The sequence below is a fragment of the Streptomyces sp. NPDC094448 genome (assembly GCF_044763775.1).
In the GTDB taxonomy this organism is placed as follows: Bacteria; Actinomycetota; Actinomycetes; order Streptomycetales; family Streptomycetaceae; genus Streptomyces.
This window is the reverse complement of record NZ_JBIWGU010000009.1, coordinates 33,656-50,678: the sequence shown is the minus strand read 5'-3', so window position 1 is coordinate 50,678 and position 17,023 is coordinate 33,656. Positions and strand designations below refer to the sequence as shown.

Here is a 17,023-nt window from a genome sequence, read left to right as displayed (position 1 = left end):
TACGGTGGATGCCATGCGGCCCGTTTCCGATATCGAACGTACGGTGGCGCCTTTCGAGGTCGTCAGCCCCTTCCAGCCCAGCGGCGACCAGCCCACGGCCATCGCCGACCTGGAGCGGCGTATCCGCGCCGGGGAGAAGGACGTCGTCCTGCTCGGCGCCACCGGCACCGGCAAGTCGGCCACCACCGCGTGGATGATCGAGAAGCTCCAGCGGCCCACCCTGGTCATGGCGCCCAACAAGACCCTGGCCGCCCAGCTGGCGAACGAGTTCCGCGAGCTGCTCCCGAACAACGCCGTGGAGTACTTCGTCTCGTACTACGACTACTACCAGCCCGAGGCGTACGTCCCGCAGTCCGACACCTACATCGAGAAGGACTCCTCGATCAACGAGGAGGTCGAGCGGCTGCGGCACTCCGCGACGAACTCCCTCCTCACCCGGCGCGATGTGATCGTGGTCGCCTCCGTCTCCTGTATCTACGGCCTCGGCACCCCGCAGGAGTACGTGGACCGCATGGTCCAGCTCAAGGTCGGCGAGGAGACCGACCGTGACGCTCTGCTGCGCCGCTTCGTCGACATCCAGTACACGCGCAACGACACCGCGTTCGCCCGGGGCACCTTCCGGGTCCGCGGCGACACCATCGAGATCTTCCCGGTCTACGAGGAGCTGGCCGTCCGGATCGAGATGTTCGGCGACGAGATCGAAGCCCTCTCCACCCTCCACCCCCTCACCGGCGAGATCCTCGGCGACCACCGGTCCCTCCACGTCTTCCCCGCCAGCCACTACGTCGCCGGGCCGGAACGGCTGGAGAAGGCGGTCAACGGCATCGAGGCCGAGCTGGAGCAGCGCCTCGCGGAGCTGGACAAGCAGGGCAAGCTGCTGGAGGCCCAGCGGCTGCGGATGCGGACGACCTACGACATCGAGATGATGCGCCAGATCGGCTCCTGCTCCGGTATCGAGAACTACTCGATGCACTTCGACGGCCGTGAGCCCGGCTCGCCCCCCAACACCCTCCTCGACTACTTCCCCGAAGACTTCCTGCTGGTCATCGACGAATCCCATGTCACCGTCCCGCAGATCGGCGCGATGTACGAGGGCGACGCCTCCCGCAAGCGGACCCTGGTCGACCACGGCTTCCGGCTGCCGTCCGCCCTCGACAACCGCCCGCTGAAGTGGGAGGAGTTCACCCGGCGGATCGGCCAGACCGTCTATCTGTCGGCCACCCCCGGCGCCTATGAACTCGCCCGCGGCGACGGTTTCGTGGAGCAGATCATCCGCCCCACCGGCCTGGTCGACCCCGAGGTCGTCATCAAGCCCACCGAGGGCCAGATCGACGATCTGGTGCACGAGATCCGGCTGCGCACCGAACGGGACGAGCGGGTGCTCGTCACCACCCTCACCAAGAAGATGGCCGAGGACCTCACGGACTACTTCCTGGAGATGGGCATCCAGGTCCGCTATCTCCACAGCGATGTCGACACCCTGCGCCGGGTGGAGCTGCTGCGCGAACTCCGGGCCGGTGAATACGACGTCCTCGTCGGCATCAACCTGCTGCGGGAGGGGCTCGACCTGCCCGAGGTCTCCCTGGTGGCGATCCTCGACGCCGACAAGGAGGGCTTCCTGCGCTCGGGCACCTCCCTCATCCAGACCATCGGCCGGGCGGCGCGCAATGTCTCCGGCCAGGTCCATATGTACGCGGACAAGATCACCCCGGCCATGGAGAAGGCCATCGAGGAGACCAACCGCCGCCGCGAGAAGCAGATCGCCTACAACACCGAGAAGGGCATCGACCCCCAGCCGCTCCGCAAGAAGATCAACGACATCGTGGCGACCATCGCGCGTGAGGAGATCGACACGGAGGAGCTGCTCGGCTCCGGCTACCGCAAGGGCAAGGACGGCAAGGGCGCCAAGGCGCCGGTGCCCGCGCTGCGGACCACGGACGGCGGCCCGAACCGGGCCGCGGGCAAGGGCGCGAAGGGCAGAGCGGCGGACGCCGCACCGACCGACCGCCCCGCCGCCGAGCTGTCCGCGATCATCGAGGAGATGACCGCCAGGATGCGTGCGGCCGCCGCCGACCTCCAGTTCGAGGTGGCCGCCCGGCTGCGCGACGAGGTCGGGGAGTTGAAGAAGGAATTGCGCCAGATGAAGGAGGCGGGGCTGGTGTAAGCCCCGCGGACCATATGTGTTGCAAGACCGACACAATAATCGGCCAATCGTGCCGCAGCGTTGATGAGACTGCGTAGGGTGCGGGGCAGCCGCTCACCGGAGCGGCGGCACTTCAGTGAGAAGGGGACAGCGCGTGACGGTCAATATGACCAAGGGTCAGGCCATCAGCCTGCAGAAGAGCGACGGGGGCACCCTCACGGCTGTGCGGATGGGACTGGGCTGGCAGGCGGCGGCCCGCCGCGGTCTGTTCGGTTCGCGGACCAAGGAGATCGACCTGGACGCCTCGGCGGTGCTGTTCGCCGAGAAGCAGCCGGTGGACGTGGTCTTCTTCCGTCACCTCGTCAGCGACGACGGCTCGGTCCGGCACACCGGTGACAATCTGGTCGGCGGCGCCGGTTCGGGCGGCGACGACGAGGCCATCCTCGTCGACCTGGCGCGGATTCCCGTCCACATCGACCAGATCGTCTTCACGGTGAACTCCTTTACCGGCCAGACGTTCCAGGAGGTGAAGAACGCCTTCTGCCGGATCGTCGACGAGACCAACGGCCAGGAGATGGCGCGTTACACGCTGGACGGCGGCGGCAACTACACCGCGCAGATCATGGCGAAGGTGCACCGCGTCGGCGACGGCTGGAAGATGACGGCCCTGGGCAACCCCGCCAACGGCCGGACCTTCCAGGATCTGATGCCCTCGATCCTGCCGCACCTCTGATCGCGGAGCCGCACCCGGGGGCCGGGACGCGGCACCCCTGAGGGCGCGACCGCCCGGCACCGGGCGGAGGTACGACGGACGAACACAGCTCCCGGCGGCAGACCGCCGGGAGCTGTACCGCTTGCCACCCGCGGGCACCGCACGGCACCGCCGCCGTATCCGCGCACCACCCTGCGGTACCCGCCCGACGACAGCAGAACCGAGGGGACGAGGCGATGACCGCCGAGCTGGTCCGTGGGCAGAACCATCCGCTGCCCGAGACCCTCCTGGAGGTACGGGTGTCCGCCGGCCATCCGGTGGTGGCCTGCGCCGCCGGCGCCGACGAGGGCGGTGCCGTACGCGAGGCCTGGATCGCGCACCCCGGAGCCCCGGCCGTGCCCGGGGTCGAGGTGCCCGCCGAGGCCGCACAGGCGCCGCGCTTCGCCGTCGACCTCGGGGCCGTCGCGGCGGCGGTCCACCGGATCCATCTGCTGATCGCCCTCCCCGAGGGCACCGGAGGACCGGCCCGCTTCGGGGCCACCGCCGCCCCCTTCCTCGCCGTGATCAGCTCGGCCGGCGCCGAGATCGCGAGCTTCACCGTCACCGGACTGGACAGCGAGACCGCGGTCGTCGCCCTGGAGCTGTACCGCAGGCAGGGCGCCTGGAAGGTGCGGGCCGTCGGCCAGGGGTACGCGGGCGGTCTGGCCCGGCTGCTCGCCGACCACGGTCTCGACCGGGCCCATGAGGTCGCGGACCGGATCCGGGCCGCGACCGCCCGTACAGCGCCCCGGACCGAGCCCGCCCGGCTCCGGACCCCGGCGGCGACGGACGGCGCCCGTCCGCCCGCCGGCCCCCGGAGCGGCCCGCAGCCCGGCGGCGCCCGCCCCGGTCCGGAGACCCCGGTCCCCACGGGTGGCGACGACCGGCCCCCGCCGGCGGCAGCCGCCCCCGGCGGCGGTCCGGAAGGCGCCGCGGGCCCGCCGACCGTCCCCGGCGGCCGGATCGACTATGCGCACCCCCGCCGCTCCGCCCCGCCGCCCGCCGCCCCGGCCGCGGCCCCCGGAGAGCCGGCCCGCCCGGTGGCCGGTGATGCCACCGGCTGGTCCATGGAGGAGCGGCTGTACAACCAGATCTGGGGCATGTTCGAGGATCTGGCCCGGAGCGTCGCGGCCTACCGCAACGCCGTCGAGTTCGCCGAATCCCGGCTGGACCAGGAGCTGGACCGGGCGCTCGCGGACCCGCGCAGCCGGATCGGCGATGCCGGCGACGCCGCCCGTGCCGCCGCCCGGGCCAAATGCGAGCAGCTCACGGCCCTGGCCCGGCAGTCCCTCGACCGCGACCTGGCGCAGCTCACCGCCGAATCGGACGTGGTGGAGCCCGCGCTCCCACCCGCCTACGCCCGCTGGGACAACCCCGCCTGGCACGCCTACCGGGTGCCCATGGAGTCGCCGATGGCGGTCCGGCTGGGCGATCTCCAGCTGCCCGAGTCCCCGGAGCTGCGGATCCCGTTCCTGATCCGGCTGCCGCTGGAACGGGGCCTCTGGGTGGACAGCGGCCGGTCCGGCTCCGCGGCGGCGCTCATGGTCGACGAGGCCAGGATGCGCAGGCTGGCCATGGACTGCGCGGTCTCCCACGCGGCCCGGCTGCTCGCCGTCCACCCGGTGGGCGACTACACGGTCCAGGTGATCGACCCGGCCGGGACCGGTACGGACTCGCTGGCCCCGCTCGTCCGGTCCGGGGCCCTGGCGGCCCCTCCGGCGACCGGAGCCCAGGGGGTGACCACCACCCTCGCCCGGCTCACCCAGCGTGTGGACCTGGTGACCATGGCGATGCGCGGCGGCGCCCCGGACGCGCTGCCGCCGGACCTCGACACCTCCGAGCAGCTCCTGATCGTCAACGACTTCCCGCACGGCTTCGACGACCGGGCCGTCACCCAGTTGCGCTATCTCGCCGACGAGGGCCCTCAGGTCGGGGTCCATCTGCTGATGGTCGCCGACCGTGAGGACGCCAGTGCGTACGGTCCCGTACTCGACCCGCTGTGGCGCTCTCTGCTGCGGATCACCCCGGTGCCGGACGACCATCTGGCGGATCCCTGGGTACGGCATTCCTGGACGTATCAGCCACCGACCGTCCCCGCGGGCAGTGAGGTTCTGCGCCAGGTGCTGGATCAGGTCACCGCCGCACGGCGGTCATGGGGGCACTGACCAGCAGATTTTGGTACTTCTTTACCAACTGCTTTACCAGTGCTTGGGCGCTCCTGTACGCTCGTTTTGAAGCGGAGGGGAGTACTCCCTAATGTGGCGTGCCCGTCAATACGGACCCTCAGGTCCCGGGGCGCCGGCCCGCGGCCGTATGGCCGGCCGGGTGGAGGAGACCTCCGGCAGCGACGACGCTGATCAAGTAGCCGTACGACGCCGGAGGCGCAGTGGACATCACGTTTACCGTGTGGTTGTTGACCATTCTCGGTCTTTCAGCCCTGATCGCGGTCGACTTCTTCATCGGGCGCAAGCCCCATGACGTGTCGATCAAGGAAGCCGGAATCTGGACGATCGTCTGGATTGCGCTGGCCGTGCTCTTCGGCATCGGCCTCGCGATCTGGGGCACCGGCCAGGCGTCCGGAGAGTTCTTCGCCGGATTCATCACCGAGAAGTCGCTCAGCGTCGACAACCTCTTCGTCTTCGTCCTGATCATGGCGAAGTTCTCGGTGCCCTCCCACCTCCAGCAGCGCGTGCTGCTGATCGGTGTGCTGATCGCCCTGGTTCTGCGCGCCATCTTCATCGCCGCCGGTGCCGCGATCATCTCCAACTTCTCGTGGGTCTTCTACATCTTCGGCGCCTTCCTGATCTACACCGCCTGGAAGCTCATCCAGGAGGCGCGCGCCGGCGAGGACGAGGACGACTGGGAGGAGAACAAGCTCCTCAAGGCCGCCGAGAAGCGGTTCGGGGTCGCCGACCAGTACCACGGCACGAAGCTGTTCATCCAGAAGAACGGCAAGCGCATCATGACCCCGCTGATGGTGGTCATGCTCGCCATCGGCACCACGGACATCCTGTTCGCCCTGGACTCGATCCCCGCGATCTTCGGCCTGACCCAGGACCCGTACATCGTCTTCACCGCCAATGCCTTCGCCCTGATGGGTCTGCGCCAGCTGTACTTCCTGATCGGCGGACTGCTGAAGAAGCTGGTCCACCTCAGCTACGGCCTGTCGGTGATCCTCGGCTTCATCGGTGTGAAGCTGGTGCTGCACGCACTGCACGAGAGCGGCGTCAACGTCCCGGAGATCTCCATCCCGTTCTCCCTGTCCGTCATCGGCGGTGTGCTGGTCATCACCACCATCACCAGCCTGATCGCCTCCAGGAAGCAGGCGAAGCTGGAGGCCGAGGAAGCGGCGGCCGGTTCCGGCGACGGCACCGACGGCAGCGGTGGCAGCGACACCCCGAAGGACAGCGTCGACGCCTGACGGCTCCCTGCGGGAAACGTATGACGGAAGGGTGGGTACGACGGCCGGAACGGCCGTCGTACCCACCCTTTCCGCTGCCCCCGGGGCGGGCAGCCGTGCGGGCCCCGGGGCGGTCAGGGGGTGGCCAGTGCCTCGGTGGGGGAGAGCCGGGAGGCCCGTACCGCCGGATAGAGACCGGCGAGCGCGCCGATGGCGAGCGTGGCACCGATCCCCCCGGACACCGCCCACAGCGGCACCACTGCCGGCCAGCCCTGGTAGACCGCGTATCCCACGGTGACACCGGTGCCCAGCACCGCACCGCCGAGCCCGCCGAGCGCCGACAGCAGCAGGGATTCCGCGAGGAACTGCGTACGGATCTGCCCGCGGGTCGCTCCCAGGGAACGCCGCAGCCCGATCTCGGCCCGCCGCTCCAGCACCGAGATGACCATGGTGTTGGCCACCCCGACCCCGCCCACCAGCAGCGCGACCGCGCCCAGCCCCAGCAGCAGGGCCGTGAACGCCTGGTCCGCCGCCTGCTGCGCCGCCAGCGCGTCCGAGGGGCGGGAGACGTCCACCTCGTTGGGCGCCTCCGGATGGGCGGTCGACCCGAGGACGTCCCGTACGCTCTCCACCGCCGAGTCCGCGGACCGTGTGTAGACCGTCGTCGGATGCCCGTCGAAGCCCAGCGCAGAGACCGCCACCGGCCAGCCGACCAGTGCCGCGTCGTCCAGCTCCGGCGCCAGCGCGGCGGGTTCCAGGATGCCCACGACGGTGAACAGCCGCTCCCCGACCAGGACCCGGACATCCGGCCCCGGCCGCCCGATACCCAGCAGCTCGGCGGCCTCCGCCCCGAGCACCACCGCCGGATAGCGGCCCGTGGCCCCGTTCAGCCAGGTCCCGGCGGCCAGCTCGGCCGCCACGGTTTTCAGCAGCCCGGTGCGGGCCGCATACGCCGCCAGACCGTTGGTCTGCGCCTTCGGGATCTTCCCGGTCCGGAAGATCTTGACATCGGGGATCTCCCCGATCGCCGACACCTTCTGCACCGGCCCGATCCGGCCCACCATGGCCTCCGACTCCACCGGCAGCCGGGCCTCGCCGCCGGTCAGCGTCCGGCCGGGCGAGACGGTGAGCAGATTGGTGCCGAGGGCGCTCAGCCGCCGGTCCAGCTCGGCACGGGACGACGAGGAGATGCCCACCACGGCGACCATCGCGGCGATACCGATGGCTATGCCCAGGGCCGAGAGGAAGGCGCGCAGCGGGCGGGTACGCAGCCCCACCGCACCGACCCCGAGCACATCGCCCGGCCCCAGCCGGGCGGGCCGCAGCTCCTGGGCGGCCGTCCTGCGGGCACCCCGGGAGCGGGGCCCCGGCTCCTCGGACGGGGCGTCCGGGGCGAGGGCCGTGGCACGCGGGCTCACCGGGCCGCCCCCGTACCCGTACCGCCCGTCGTGTGCCCGCCCGTACCGCCGTCCCGCGTGTCGGCCACCATCAGCCCGTCCCGCATCAGCACCTGCCGCGGCAGCGAGGCCGCGATCTCCCGGTCGTGCGTGATCACGACGACGGTGGTGCCCGCCCGGTTCAGCTCCCGCAGCAGCGCCATCACCCCGTCGCCCGATACCGAGTCCAGGGCGCCCGTCGGTTCGTCGGCGAGGAGCAGCGGGGGATCCCCGGCCACCGCGCGGGCGATCGCCACCCGCTGTTTCTCGCCACCCGACAGCTCGTGGGGTTCGTGGTCCGTCCGGTGCCCGAGGCCGACCCGCTCCAGCGCCGCGGCCGCCCGCCGGCGCCGTTCCGCCGGGCGCAGCCCGCTGTAGAGCAGGCCGTCCGCGACATTGCCGAGGGCCGTCGTCCCGGCCGCGAGGTGGAAGTGCTGGAAGACGAAGCCGATACGGCTCGCCCGCAGCGCGGAGAGCCGGTGGTCGGGCAGTGCCCCGACGTCGTACCCGTCGATCCGGACCCGGCCCGACGACGGCCGGTCCAGCGTGCCGAGGACATGCAGCATCGTCGACTTCCCCGAACCGGACGGCCCGACGATCCCGACCAGTTCGCCGCGGCCGATCCGCAGCGACACCCCGGCGAGCGCGGCCACTCCACCCGGGTACACCTTGGTGACCTCCGTCAGTTCGATCACTTCGGCATCCCCACGACCGCGCCCTCGGTGACCCCGTCGCCGGAGACCTCCACCCGGCCCTCGGCGAAGAGGCCCGTGGTCACCGGGAGATAGGTGGAGGTGGTGCCGGTGACCACCTCCACGCCGAATCCGCCGCCGGCGAACGCCAGCAGGGCCGCGACCGGGACGGTGAGCACATCGGGCCGGGTGCCGGCGACGAAGTCCGCGTCCACCGAGGCCGATCCGAACCTCGAGGCCGCCTTCTGCGCCTTCGCCCCGGTCAGCGCCACGATCACCTCGACCTTCGTGGTCGCCTCCTGCTGGCCGGTCGCGGGCCGGACGACGGTGGAGACCCGGTCGATCCGGCCCGCCGCGCGGGTGTCGTCGGGCAGGGTGACGGTGACCGCTGCGCCCTTCTTCGCCAGCCGCAGATGCTCCGGCTCCAGCTCGACCGTGACGGCTTTCGCGGTGCCGGTGTACGAGAGGATCTTGGCGCCCGTCTGCACGGTGCCGCCCTTCTCGGTCTCCACCGCCTCGACCCGGATCGCGGAGGGGACGAACACCACCCGCCCGAGGTCCACGACCCCGGTCTCCTCCAGGCCGACGTCCTCCTGCCACGCCTCCACCGCCGAGGCGGTCGCCCCGGTGAACTCCTCGTCGACGGTGAACCCGGTGTATCCGAGGGCCCGCAGATTCCGCTCCAACTGCCGGACGTCCGGACCCTCCACGTCCTCCTTCAAGGGGCGGTACGCGGGCACGGCGCCGTACATCAGCGTCACCGGCAGATCGTCCACCGCGTACAGCTCCTCACCCCGGGTGATCCGCTCCCCGGTCTCCGGTACGGCGGTGACCGTGCCGGACACCCGGCTCACGATCTCGGCGGTGTCGCCGAATCCGAGGGTGCCGTCCGCCGTGTGCAGATCGCGCAGGGTCTGCCGGGTCACCTGCGCCGTGTTCGGCGGCAGCCCGCCGGAGGCCCCGCCGCCCGTGTCCGCGTCGCCGCCGAGACCGAGCCCGGCGACGGCCACCGCGCCGCCCGCGGCGAGCACCGTGAGGACTGCGGCGGCCCGGCGGCCGCGCCGCCTGCGGCGCCGGTTGCTCCGGAAGGGCGGCGGAGGCAGATCCTCCGCACCGTCCCCACCCGCCAACCCCTCCGGACTGTCCGGACCGTCTGCTTCCGCGCCGTCCGGTTCGATGCCGTCTGCTTCCGCGCCGTCCGGTTCGATGCCGTCCGGCCAGGCGCTGCCGGCTCCGGTGCCGTCCGGTCCCGTACCGTGCGGCTCGTTCGGACCGCCGGACTCCGTACGGTACGGATCCCGAGGACCGGAGCCCGGCCCTCCGCTCCCCGCGTACCCTCGCGCCGACGGCTCAGCCATCGAGGTCCTGCTTCCCGGGGCCCTTCGGCATACCGGCCCGGCACTTCGTCTCGGCGGCCTTGAAGTCCGGGTCCCCGGCGATGCTGCCGTCGATCTGGATACCGCCGCCGGAGCCCGGGTCGGGGAACTCCTCCACCCCGTTGGTCCGCATGCACTCGGCGAACTTCCGCATCGATTCGGCCGTCTTCGGGTCCGGCTTCCCTTTGCCCGCGCCCTGCGGCTGGAAGGCGCGGCACGCCTCCATCGCCTTGTCCAGCTTGTCCTTGGGCAGCCCGTTCCCGTCCATGGTGAACCTGCCCTCCCGCGGGTCTCCCACATCAAGACCGTGTTTCCGCAGGCACTCCGCGAACTTTCTGGCCTTGCCCTCCTCGTCCTGGGGCACCGCACCGTCCCCGGGCGCACCGCCGTCCCGCTGCGCACCGCCCGTGCCGGTGGCGGACGGCGCCGCGGCCACCTTCTCCCCGCCGCCGTCCGAACCGCATCCGGCCGCCCCGAACCCCAGCGCCAGCACCAGCGCCAGGGCCGGAGCGGCCGGTGCTCCGGCGGCCCGGCCCCGGCGGATGAGTGATCGCATCGTTCGTCTCCTCGTGCCACGGGCCGGTCGCTTCCGGCCCCTCGACGACCGATGGAACGCGCACTGCCGTTTCCGCGCCGTTTCCGGTCCGGGGATACTTGCGGCGCTCCGGCCCGGCGTGCGTCCCCTGGGTGTACGTCCCCGGCGTATGTCCCGGGCGGACCTCCCCGGCGTACGGTCCGGGTGTCCGTCCCCGGCGGCCGGCCCGTGCCGGACGCCACCGCCGTACCGCCGCGCCGCACTAACGCGGCGGAAACGTCCGGGTGTTCACGATGGCGGAGTAACCCGGCGCACACGGGGGTGCCGGGGACGCCGCCGTGCCCCGGCGCGCCGCAGCACCGGGGCCGGTACGGCGCCGGACCATGCGGACCATGCGGACCGGGCGCACCGGCGCCCGGACACGGGGAAGAGGGGCCGACCCATGCGGGTACTGGTGGTGGAGGACGAGCCGAGGCTCGCCGACGCGATCGCGGAGTGGCTGCGCGAGGACACCCATGCCGTCGACATCGCCCACGACGGCGCCGCGGCGCTGGAGCGCGTGGGCGTCAACGACTACGACGTCGTGGTCCTCGACCGCGATCTGCCCGTCGTCCACGGCGACGACGTATGCCGTGCGATCACCGGCACCGGGAACACCGCCCGGGTCCTGATGCTGACCGCCGCCGCGGAGATCGCCGACCGGGTCGGCGGCCTCGGCCTCGGCGCCGACGACTACCTCACCAAACCCTTCGCCTTTCCCGAACTGGCCGCCCGGGTCCAGGCGCTGGGCCGGCGCTCCCGGCCCGCCGCACCGCCGGTGCTCCGCCGGGCGGGCATCGCCCTCGATCCGGCCCGCCGCGAGGTGTTCCGCGACGGGCGGTACGTTCCCCTGTCCCCCAAGGAGTTCGCGGTCCTCACCGAACTGCTGCGCGCCGAAGGGGCCGCCGTCTCCACCGAGCAACTGCTGGAGAAGGCGTGGGACGAGAACGCCGATCCGTTCACGGGCGCGGTACGGCTCGTCGTCCTCAAACTCCGGCGGAAGCTCGGCGATCCGCCGGTGGTCGAGACCGTCACGGGAGCGGGGTACCGCATCTCATGAACGGTGGCCCCGACGGGACCGTCCCGCCGTACGCCCCGGACCCGGACTCGGACCCGCCGGGCCCCCGGCGCCGCGGCGGACCGCGCCGGGCCCGCCGGAGGCTGTGGCGGGCCCGCCGGCCCCGGACCGGCGCACTGCCGCTGCGGGCCCGGCTGACCCTGATCTACGGCGGGTTGTTCATGGCCGCCGGAGTGGTGCTGCTCGGGGTGCTCCATGTGCTCTTCCAGCAGCAGATGCCGGGGGGCGCCAAACTGATCAGTACGGTGCAGAAGGCGCCGTCCGGCAGCTCCACGCCGTCCGGGGCGGCCCCACCGCCCGAGGTGACGTACATCCTGCCCGACGGCAGCCGCAGCGACCGGCCGGCCACCAGCGCCGAACTGCTGAAACAGCATCAGAAGGCGGTCCGGGAGACGGCCGCCACCACCCTGCTCAGCCAGGGCGGCCTGGTCCTGGTGGTGGTCGGCGGCGCCGCCGCGGGGTTCGGCTGGCTGGTCTCCGGACGGGTACTGGCCCCGCTGCGCCGGGTCACCGAGACCGCCCGCCGGATCGCCGCGGCCCCCGCCGCCGGGCGCGGGCTGCACGAACGCATCGCCCTCGCCGGACCCCGGGACGAGGTCAAGGATCTCGCCGACACCTTCGACACCATGCTCGAACGGCTGGACCGCTCCTTCGACGGGCAGCGGCGGTTCGTCGCCAACGCCTCCCACGAACTGCGCACCCCGCTCACCCTGGGGCGGGCCCTGGTCGAGGTGGCGATGCACCGCAGGACCGCCTCCGACGACGTGAAGCAGCTCGGGGAGGATCTGCTGGAGATCAACCTGCGGCACGAGCGGCTGATCGGCGGGCTGCTGCTGCTCGCGGACTCGGAGAACGAGGTCACCGAACGCATCCCGCTCGACCTGGCGGATGTGGTGACCCATGTGGCCGCGCTGGCCGCGGCGGAGGCGCGGTCCGCGGGCATCATCGTCGACGAGTCCGCGGCCGAGGCCCTGACCAGCGGCAACGCCCTGCTGTTGGAACGGCTGGTTCACAATCTGGTGGAGAACGGCATCCGCCACAACAGCGGTCCGGGCGGTTTCGTACGGGTCACGAGCCGTCCGGCGCCCGGCGGCGGGGCCGTGCTGGAGGTGGCCAACACCGGGCCCCCGGTGTCCCCGTTCGATGTGCCGACGCTCTTCGAACCCTTCCGGCGGCTCGGCCGGGACCGGGTCATCAGCGCCAAGGGGGCCGGGCTGGGCCTCTCCATCGTCCGCGCGGTGGCCCGAGCCCACGGCGGAACCGTCACGGCCCGCCCCCGCGAGGGCGGCGGGCTGGTGGTCACCGCGGTCCTGCCGCCATGACCACGGTCCGGTCCGGGCCCGCGCGTTCCTGACGCGGGTTCCTCACGCGCGTGCCGGTCCGTTGCCCATCGCCAGGGGGGGGACCGGCGGTCGGCTCGCCCGGTTCCGGCTCTTCTTCACCGCCCACAGCGCCCCGCCGCTGGTTCGAGCCCGGCGCTCCGCCACCGTCGGGACCGTGCTCGCAGCCCCCCTCAGTGGAGTGAACTGGGTCACAGGCTGTCACGCCGACCGGCTACGCGGTGACTCAAGGCCGAACACCTGAAACGGAGGAGGCGCCATGACCTGGCAGACGCGTGTGGTCGTGATCGGTGGCGGATACGCGGGCGTGATGGCCGCGAACCGGCTGACCCTGCGGCACGACGTGGCCGTGACACTGATCAACCCGCGCCCGGAGTTCGTTCACCGGCTGCGCCTGCACCAGCTGGTGGGCGGTTCCGACGACGCGGTCGTCGCCCACCGGGACGTACTCGCCGAGCGCGTCCGGCCGGTGGTCGACACCGTGACCCGGATCGACGCGGCCGGCCGTGGCGTGACGCTGACGACCGGCGGCACGCTCGGCTACGACTATCTGATCTACGCCGTGGGCAGTGGCAGTGCCGAGCCGGGCGTGCCCGGGGCGGCCGAGTCCGCCCATCCGCTCGCCACCCTGGAAGAGGCGCGGCGGCTGCGCACGGTCCTCGGCGCCACGCCCGTGACGGCCCCGGTGACGGTGGTGGGCGGCGGTCCCACCGGCATCGAGACCGCCGCCGAACTGGCGGAGCAGCGCCGTCGGGTGACGCTGGTCTGCGGCGGTGTCCTCGGCCCCTACCTGCACCCGCGGGGCCGGCGCTCGGTCGCGAAGCGGTTGGCCGCACTCGGAGTGACGGTCGTCGACGGCCCCGGCGCGAAGGTGACGGAGGTGACCCGCGATGCCGTGCGGCTCGCCGACGGCTGTGAGCTGCCGAGCGAGGTCACTGTCTGGACCGCCGGATTCGGCGTTCCCGACCTGGCCGCGCGCAGTGGGCTGAGCACCGACGCCGTGGGCCGGCTGCTCACGGACGAGACGCTGACGAGCGTGGACACCCCGCGTATCGTCGCGGCCGGGGACTCGGCGGCCCCGTCCGGCCTGCCGCTGCGGATGAGCTGCCTCAACGCGATGCCGCTGGGCGCACGCGCCGCCGACACGGTGCTCAGCCGGCTCGCCGGTAAGGAGCCGGTGAAACTTCATCAGTCGGTGTACGCGCAGTGCATCAGCCTGGGCCGGAGGGCGGGCATCTACCAGTTCGCGAACCGGTCCGACGCCGCGGTGTGGCTGTACATCGGCAGTGGTCTCGGCGCCAGGATCAAGGAACGCGTCTGCACGGGCATACCGGGGCATCTGGCCGAGGAGGCGCGCAGGCCCGGTTCGTACGGCCTGCACCGCGTCCGTGGCGGTGCGGCCAAGCGCCGGCAACTGCTGCTGGCCCACCGTGCCGAGGCACCGGCCGCCGCCGACAGGGCGGTCTGAACGGTGCATTCCGCGAGGGTCCTGCCGCAGCGGCACGGGCATACGGACGGCCGACGGTGCCGACCACGAAGGACGAGAGGCAGGGGCGAGGGATGAGCGGCAGCTCTGCAGAGCCGGAGACCGAGGCGTTCCTCGCCTACCGCAACCTGCTGTTCACCGTCGCCTACGAAATGCTCGGATCGGCCACCGACGCCGAGGACGTCCTCCAGGAGACCTGGCTGCAATGGGTCAAGGCCAACCGGGAACAGGTGCGTGACCAGCGTGCCTTCCTGATCCGCATCACCACCCGCCAGGCGCTCAACCGGCTGCGGACCATCAAGCGCCGGCGGGAGGCGTACGTCGGCTGCTGGCTGCCCGAGCCCCTGCTCACCGCGCCGGACGTCGCCGAGGACGTCGAACTCGCCGAGAGCGTGTCGATGGCGCTGATGCTCGTACTGGAGACGTTGTCGCCGACCGAGCGAGCCGTCTTCGTGCTCCGGGAGGTCTTCGTCGTCGACTACGCCGAGATCGCGGCCGTCGTCGGCAAGAGCCCCGCGGCCGTCCGCCAGATCGCCCACCGCGCCCGTCGGCACGTCGATGCCCGGCGCCCCCGTCAGCCCGCTTCCCCGGACGAGGGGCGGGCGGTCATGGAGTCGTTCCGGAGTGCCGTGGCAACCGGGAATCCGCAGGCCCTCCTGGAGGTGCTCGCCCCCCAGGCCGTCCTGACCAGCGACGGCGGCGGCGTCAAACACGCCGCTCTGCGGCCGGTCACCGGCGCCGGCCGGGTGGCTCGTCTGCTCGCCGGCGGTATGGGCAGGCTGGAGGGCACGATCATCACCACCGAGCCGGCCGTGGTCAACGGCAACCCCGCACTCCTCGTCCGGCTGGACGGCGAGATCGACGGTGTCATGGCGATCGCCGTCGAGGACGGCCGCATCGCCGGTCTCTACTACGTCCGCAACCCGGAGAAGCTGTCCCGGGTCACATCCGCGACCCCGCTCACCCTGCACTGACTCCCTCGGCTCGGATCCGTGCGCCGGACTGCACGGCGATCGGCCGTGCCCGCCGCACGGCCGGTCCTCCCGGGCCGGGGACCATGCCGGATTCCCGGAGCATCGGCACGCCTGAACGCGGCGACCGCCCCCCGCTGAGGCCGGGGGCGGTCGCCGTTGCCATGGTCACCAGCCTCGCGCGCGCCACTCCGCGAGGTGGGGGCGTTCGGCCCCGAGGGTGGTGTCGTTGCCGTGGCCGGGGTAGATCCACGTCTCGTCCGGGAGGACGCCGAACACCTTGGCCTCCAGGCCGGCCATGAGGGAGTCGAACTCCTCCGGATTCGTCGTCCGGCCGGGACCGCCCGGAAAGAGGCAGTCGCCCGTGAACACATGGGGCGGGCCGTGCGGATCGTCGTAGACCAGGGCGATCGAACCCGGGGTGTGGCCGACGAGGTGCCGGGCGGTGAGCCGGACCCGGCCGACCGCGATCTCGTCCCCGTCCTCGACCGGGACGTCGGTCGGCACGGGAATGCCCTCGGCGTCGTACCGGCCCGCATACGTCCGGGCGCCGGTCGCGGCCACCACCTCGGCCAGCGCCTGCCAGTGGTCGCCGTGCCGGTGGGTGGTCACCACCGAGGCGATGGAATCGTCCCCGATCAGCCGGAGCAGCGTGGCCGGCTCGGCCGCCGCGTCGATCAGCAACTGCTCCCCGGTGGCCCGGCAGCGCAGCAGATAGGAGTTGTTGTCCATCGGGCCGACCGCGACCTTGGAGATCATCAGGTCCGTCAGCTCGTGTACGTCCGCCGGTCCGCCGACCTTCACCGCTCCGCTGTACGTCATGACAGCAGCCTATGCCCCCGGCCCGCTCCGGTCAGGGGGTCACAGTGCGGGCAGGGCGGGCAGGGCGGCCGGAGCGCCGTCCGCTCCCGTCGCGGTGAGGGCGGGATCGCCCGTACGCCGTCCGGCCAGCCAGCCGACCAGGGACGCAGGCGGGCCCTCGACGGACACCGCGGCCGTGCTGTCGCCGTCGGCCTCGCGGCCCGTCCGCAGGGTGCCGTGGCCGCCGGAGACCGTGATCAGCGTGGGCGGTACGTCCGCACGGCCCGCGAAGCGGTCGGCGAGGAACGCGGTCTCGCGCAGGAGGAACTCCTCCGGGAGGTCCTCCAGCTCGTGCCCGGCGCCGAGGTCCACATGGTGCAGTTCGACCTCGACGAGCCTGCGGAAGGGGATTCCCGCCGCCCGGTCCGTGACGCCGTTGCGGAGGGTGACCGTCCGGTCCCAGTCCGAGGGCAGCGAGGCCACCGCGTGCAGCCGGGCGGCGCTGTCGCGGACATCGGCGAGCTGGACGTCCAGCGGGCGGCCTGCGCCGCTCTCGATATCGGCTTCGCGCGCCTCGGGGCTCGTGTACATCGGACGCCCCTCCAGGACGTTCACCAGTGCTTCGGCGTTCCGGGACAGATGCGCCAGGACATGCCCCCTGGTCCAGCCCGGAAGCCGGGACGGGCCGGCCACGGCGGTGTTCTCTGCGCTGCCGAGGGCGTGGGCGGTGGTGAGCAGCCGCTCGGTGGCCGCACGGAGAGAGGCGAGGTCGCGCAAGGGATCGGTCATGCGGCCGACGATAGTGCGCCTCCCTGCCGCCACACGATCGGGTGAAGGTATCGGCGGGCCGCGGTAAATCGAATGTGCGTGCTATAGCCTGGGGCGAGGCATCCTGGTTGTCGGGCAGCTGTCCGACACCTCGCCGGGCACGCCGTCGGGCGCCTCACCGGGCATATGGCCGGGCACCTCGCCCGG

General features: G+C 72.3%; 14 protein-coding genes. 8 read left to right on the top strand and 6 right to left on the bottom strand.

Going from position 1 to position 17,023, the window contains the following annotated elements; genetic code table 11:
• Positions 1–13 precede the first annotated feature (13 nt).
• From uvrB to ACIQ9E_RS18665, 4 genes are all read left to right on the top strand, one after another.
• Entirely contained in the window at positions 14–2,164 is a 2,151-nt protein-coding gene (gene uvrB / locus ACIQ9E_RS18680) for an excinuclease ABC subunit UvrB (protein WP_403708278.1), read from the top strand.
• A 133-nt stretch (positions 2,165–2,297) separates the two neighbouring features.
• The gene (locus ACIQ9E_RS18675; RefSeq protein WP_006349913.1) at positions 2,298–2,876 is read left to right on the top strand and encodes a TerD family protein; all 579 of its coding nucleotides are present in this window, start codon (positions 2,298–2,300) and stop codon (positions 2,874–2,876) included.
• Between the two features lie 215 nt (positions 2,877–3,091).
• Positions 3,092–5,059 (top strand): TerD family protein, encoded by a 1,968-nt coding sequence (locus tag ACIQ9E_RS18670; RefSeq protein WP_403708275.1) that lies wholly within the window; start codon positions 3,092–3,094, stop codon positions 5,057–5,059.
• A gap of 221 nt (positions 5,060–5,280) precedes the next feature.
• Positions 5,281–6,315 carry a TerC family protein gene (locus ACIQ9E_RS18665; RefSeq protein WP_403708272.1) on the top strand — a complete coding sequence of 345 codons (1,035 nt, stop codon included), beginning with the start codon at positions 5,281–5,283 and terminating at the stop codon, positions 6,313–6,315.
• 113 nt (positions 6,316–6,428) lie between these two features.
• Here ACIQ9E_RS18665 and ACIQ9E_RS18660 read toward each other — a convergent pair whose 3' ends face one another.
• From ACIQ9E_RS18660 to ACIQ9E_RS18645, 4 genes are all read right to left on the bottom strand, one after another.
• Complete coding sequence (locus tag ACIQ9E_RS18660) at positions 6,429–7,619, bottom strand: ABC transporter permease (RefSeq protein WP_403708814.1); 1,191 nt, start codon at positions 7,617–7,619, stop codon at positions 6,429–6,431.
• Between the two features lie 89 nt (positions 7,620–7,708).
• Positions 7,709–8,425: an ABC transporter ATP-binding protein gene (locus tag ACIQ9E_RS18655; RefSeq protein WP_403708269.1), complete on the bottom strand. Its 717-nt coding sequence runs from the start codon at positions 8,423–8,425 to the stop codon at positions 7,709–7,711.
• Entirely contained in the window at positions 8,422–9,780 is a 1,359-nt protein-coding gene (locus ACIQ9E_RS18650; protein ID WP_403708266.1) for an efflux RND transporter periplasmic adaptor subunit, read from the bottom strand. The genes ACIQ9E_RS18655 and ACIQ9E_RS18650 overlap by 4 nt, the downstream gene beginning before the upstream one ends.
• A complete protein-coding gene (locus ACIQ9E_RS18645) occupies positions 9,773–10,354 on the bottom strand; it encodes a hypothetical protein (protein ID WP_403708263.1) in 582 nt (193 codons plus the stop codon). The genes ACIQ9E_RS18650 and ACIQ9E_RS18645 overlap by 8 nt, the downstream gene beginning before the upstream one ends.
• A 421-nt stretch (positions 10,355–10,775) precedes the next feature.
• Between ACIQ9E_RS18645 and ACIQ9E_RS18640 the strand changes: the two genes are divergently transcribed.
• From ACIQ9E_RS18640 to ACIQ9E_RS18625, 4 genes are all read left to right on the top strand, one after another.
• On the top strand, positions 10,776–11,432 hold the full coding sequence (locus tag ACIQ9E_RS18640; RefSeq protein ID WP_403708260.1) for a response regulator transcription factor: 657 nt from the start codon (positions 10,776–10,778) through the stop codon (positions 11,430–11,432).
• A complete protein-coding gene (locus ACIQ9E_RS18635) occupies positions 11,429–12,772 on the top strand; it encodes a sensor histidine kinase (protein ID WP_403708257.1) in 1,344 nt (447 codons plus the stop codon). Before ACIQ9E_RS18640 ends, ACIQ9E_RS18635 begins: the two co-directional genes overlap by 4 nt.
• A gap of 277 nt (positions 12,773–13,049) precedes the next feature.
• The gene (locus ACIQ9E_RS18630) at positions 13,050–14,258 is read left to right on the top strand and encodes an NAD(P)/FAD-dependent oxidoreductase (RefSeq protein ID WP_403708254.1); all 1,209 of its coding nucleotides are present in this window, start codon (positions 13,050–13,052) and stop codon (positions 14,256–14,258) included.
• 92 nt (positions 14,259–14,350) lie between these two features.
• Positions 14,351–15,250 (top strand): RNA polymerase sigma-70 factor, encoded by a 900-nt coding sequence (locus ACIQ9E_RS18625; protein WP_403708251.1) that lies wholly within the window; start codon positions 14,351–14,353, stop codon positions 15,248–15,250.
• A gap of 165 nt (positions 15,251–15,415) precedes the next feature.
• Here ACIQ9E_RS18625 and ACIQ9E_RS18620 read toward each other — a convergent pair whose 3' ends face one another.
• Both ACIQ9E_RS18620 and ACIQ9E_RS18615 read right to left on the bottom strand, forming a co-directional pair.
• Positions 15,416–16,069: an MBL fold metallo-hydrolase gene (locus tag ACIQ9E_RS18620; RefSeq protein ID WP_403708248.1), complete on the bottom strand. Its 654-nt coding sequence runs from the start codon at positions 16,067–16,069 to the stop codon at positions 15,416–15,418.
• A gap of 39 nt (positions 16,070–16,108) precedes the next feature.
• Positions 16,109–16,837, bottom strand: a complete 729-nt coding sequence (locus tag ACIQ9E_RS18615) for a maleylpyruvate isomerase family mycothiol-dependent enzyme (RefSeq protein WP_403708245.1) — start codon at positions 16,835–16,837, stop codon at positions 16,109–16,111.
• Positions 16,838–17,023: the final 186 nt, after the last annotated feature.

Excerpts from the sequence above, each read along its gene's own strand:
- ACIQ9E_RS18645 (WP_403708263.1), bottom strand. The coding sequence starts at position 10,354 with ATGCGATCACTCATCCGCCGGGGCCGGGCCGCCGGAGCACCGGCCGCT.
- ACIQ9E_RS18620 (WP_403708248.1), bottom strand. The coding sequence starts at position 16,069 with ATGACGTACAGCGGAGCGGTGAAGGTCGGCGGACCGGCGGACGTACAC.
- uvrB (WP_403708278.1), top strand. The coding sequence starts at position 14 with ATGCGGCCCGTTTCCGATATCGAACGTACGGTGGCGCCTTTCGAGGTC.
- ACIQ9E_RS18650 (WP_403708266.1), bottom strand. The coding sequence starts at position 9,780 with ATGGCTGAGCCGTCGGCGCGAGGGTACGCGGGGAGCGGAGGGCCGGGC.
- ACIQ9E_RS18625 (WP_403708251.1), top strand. The coding sequence starts at position 14,351 with ATGAGCGGCAGCTCTGCAGAGCCGGAGACCGAGGCGTTCCTCGCCTAC.
- ACIQ9E_RS18670 (WP_403708275.1), top strand. The coding sequence starts at position 3,092 with ATGACCGCCGAGCTGGTCCGTGGGCAGAACCATCCGCTGCCCGAGACC.
- ACIQ9E_RS18640 (WP_403708260.1), top strand. The coding sequence starts at position 10,776 with ATGCGGGTACTGGTGGTGGAGGACGAGCCGAGGCTCGCCGACGCGATC.
- ACIQ9E_RS18635 (WP_403708257.1), top strand. The coding sequence starts at position 11,429 with ATGAACGGTGGCCCCGACGGGACCGTCCCGCCGTACGCCCCGGACCCG.
- ACIQ9E_RS18615 (WP_403708245.1), bottom strand. The coding sequence starts at position 16,837 with ATGACCGATCCCTTGCGCGACCTCGCCTCTCTCCGTGCGGCCACCGAG.
- ACIQ9E_RS18630 (WP_403708254.1), top strand. The coding sequence starts at position 13,050 with ATGACCTGGCAGACGCGTGTGGTCGTGATCGGTGGCGGATACGCGGGC.